The sequence below is a fragment of the Oleiphilus sp. HI0123 genome (genome assembly GCF_001635315.1).
In genome coordinates this window covers 1-3,024 of record NZ_LWGE01001553.1, presented here as the reverse complement: position 1 = coordinate 3,024, position 3,024 = coordinate 1, and the positions used below count along the sequence as shown (strand labels likewise).

General features: G+C 40.9%; 3 protein-coding genes. 2 read left to right on the top strand and 1 reads right to left on the bottom strand.

Annotation, left to right across the window (positions count from 1 at the left end):
- Positions 1–439, bottom strand: a 439-nt coding sequence (locus tag A3761_RS20825; protein ID WP_156491997.1) for a DUF2058 family protein, incomplete at its 3' end; no start/stop codon positions are given.
- 131 nt (positions 440–570) lie between these two features.
- On the opposite strand from A3761_RS20825, the gene A3761_RS20820 reads away from it, so the two are divergent.
- Together A3761_RS20820 and A3761_RS20815 are read left to right on the top strand one after the other, a co-directional pair.
- Positions 571–2,097, top strand: a complete 1,527-nt coding sequence (locus A3761_RS20820) for an NAD(P)/FAD-dependent oxidoreductase (protein ID WP_068553026.1) — start codon at positions 571–573, stop codon at positions 2,095–2,097.
- Positions 2,090–3,024 (top strand): ferredoxin reductase (locus A3761_RS20815; RefSeq protein ID WP_068750801.1); only part of this gene is annotated, 935 nt, incomplete at its 3' end. The genes A3761_RS20820 and A3761_RS20815, both read left to right, overlap by 8 nt.

Below are 3,024 nucleotides of genomic sequence, written 5' to 3'. Positions count from 1 at the left end.
CCTTTTTGATCTTTTTATCGACAGCAAATTGAAATCCAATATCGTCACCTTCACTAGGTACGGTGTTCATTTCAATTAATTGTTTTACCTGAGCCTTAATTGCTTTTCGATTCTGCTCTTCCAGCTTCGCCTGATTCAGTGCTTTGTCTCTTTCAGCTTTTTCTTTTTTCTGCTGAGCTATTCGCGCTTCGGCTTCGTTTTGTACTGCTTGGCCTTTTGGAGTTTGCTTACGTTGAACACGTTTCTCTTTTTGAATATTTTTTGCTTTTTTCTTATCTACCAGGCCAGCACCTAATAGTTGCTCTTGTAATGACTTTGCCATCAAACCCTCTCTTGAACGATGTTTAGATGTTACTTCGAATAAGATAAATACTATCATAATTCGCTCTAAACCTAGATTTCTAGCATGATTTTGAATGCGCCTTTGCAAATAAAACATACAATTTACGACCCCTAAACTTTACAATGTAAATATTGCTGGGTAAAGTACACTTACACTGTAAAGTTTAGATACTTTGTTAGTACTAGTATTTTCTTGGCATTTTATATAAACGTGGAGAACTTAAAACAATGAAACACTATGATGCAGTAGTGATTGGCGCAGGAAATGGCGGACTAACCGCTGCCGCGACACTGCAAAAGAATGGATGTAACACCTTACTTGTTGAGCGCCATAATGTTCCGGGTGGATGCGGTACATCTTTCGTCCGCGGAGATTTCGAATTTGAAGTCGCTTTGCATCAGTTAAGTGGCGTTGGGACAGAAGACAGACCTTTCCTTATGAGAAAAATGTTCAAGGATTTGGATGTACTCGATAAAGTTGAACTGGTTCAGGAAGAGGAGCTATATCGATTAATTGTCCCAGGGAAACAAGATATTACACTTCCCGCGAGTTGGTCAGGCATTCAAAAAGTTCTAAAACAAAATTTTCCTGATGACAGTGATGCTATCACCCGCTTCTTTGATCTAGGAAGCAAGGTTGCTATGGAGTATTACATGGCCTTGCAACAGGTTAGGCGTAGTAATGACGAAAAGCTATTAGAGTCTCAATGTAAACACTTTGCTGCCTACGGTTTAAGAACTACCGATGAAGTATTGAATGAATTCTTCAGCAATAAAGAACTGATCAATACGATCACTCCCTATTGGAGTTATGTCGGTATCCCAACCAATGAATTAGTGTTTGCAGAATTTATTGGAATGCTTTTCGCCTATTGTACCTTCAAACCTTGGCACTTTAAGGGTGGATCTCAGAGTGTTTCTAGCGCAATTATCGATTCGTTTGTTGAAGCCGGAGGGTGCGTAAAGTTTAGTTGTGGTGCGAAGAAAATACATACCGCTGATAATAAGGTTCATGCTATTACACTCGAAGATGGCCAAACCGTAAGCTGTAATTATGTTGTTTCGAACGCCAGCCCACTGATCACCTTCAATGAACTCCTCGATCTTGAAAAGCCACCTATTCAGATCCAACAAGATTTTAAATCTAGACGCAAAGGTGTTTCTGCTGTTTGCTTGTATTTAGGTTTAGATTGTAAGCCAGAGGATATCGGTATTACATCTGCCGCTACCTTCGTAATTGATGGTGACAACCAGGATATTGACGAAACAGAACTATATAAAATGACCGCACCGAAATGGGGAATGGTCACCTGCTACAACTTCATTGACGAAGATTTGGCCCCCAAGGGAAAAAGCGTCATAACTCTTGTAGCACTTCAATACGGCGAAGCATGGCAAGCACTTAGCCCTGAAGATTATGCTGAAGCAAAGTATGACTACGCACAAAAGCTCATTGATCATGTTGAAAAGGCTTACCCAAATCTCAGCCAGTATATTGAAGTTGCTGAGGTAGCGACTCCTTTAACTATGATGCGTTATTTGAACTCACCTGACGGCGCTATTTATGGCTTTAAACAACATATTCAGGATTCTCTCTTATTACGCGACCAATTGAGTGGTATTGAAGGTTTGTATTCCGCAGGAAGTTGGACAGCGCAAGGAGGTTTTCAACCGACCTATATGGCCGGTGAATCAACGGCAAAAAGTATATTGCGTAAAATTAAAAAGTCACAAACGGAGGCTCAACATGCATAAAAATCGCAGCGCAGAACAAAACGTATTAGATGGTGTCGTTGGCTACGTTGAAGCCGTAAAAAAGAAAACCGAGATAGAGCTTAGTGGAAGCGACTTTAGCGAAGAGAAAGGTGCTACGCAAAAGACTATCGACAGTCTACATCCTAAACGCCTTCGTTTACTTGTTACCGATATTTTTACTGATACGCCATCCACGAATACTATTCGTGTCAAAGCACTTGATGGTTACCTTCCCCCTTTTCAAGCAGGTCAGTATATTAACGTTTTTGTTGAGATAAATGGTTCGCCAACTGCCAGACCTTATGCGATGTCTTCCTCTCCCACTGAACGAGACTATTATGACCTGACCGTTAAAAAGGCTCATAGCGGTTTCGTTAGCCATTATTTAGTTGATGATCTGAAGCCTGGTCAAGAGCTTACTAGCACCGGCCCAATGGGAAGCTTTCATCATAATCCACTATTCCATGGTAATGATCTAGTATTCTTCGCTGGCGGATCCGGGATTGCACCTGCACGTAGTATGATCAAACATATCATCGCTAAAGATCTCCCTCATACCATGCATATTATCTACAGCAATAGTTTCGAGGAGGATGTAATATTCGCAAAGGAAATTCGCTCCTGTGCCAAACAGAATCACAATATAAAACTTACAGAATTAATCTCAAGGCCAAGTGAAAGTTATCAAGGCATCGGCGGACGTGTTACTGAAGAGCTTGTTTCATCTTCACTGAGCAACTTAAGCTCAAAGATGTTTTACATATGCGGCCCAACACCCTTTAATGAAAGCTGTGTCGAAATACTTAAAAACTTAGGTGTAAAAGAGCGTCGTATGCTTGTAGAGCTAAACGGCCCTCCTAAGAAACCTGAAACACAAGCACACTGGCCTGAAGATACTTCTATTGAAAAAGAGGTAACTATCACAGT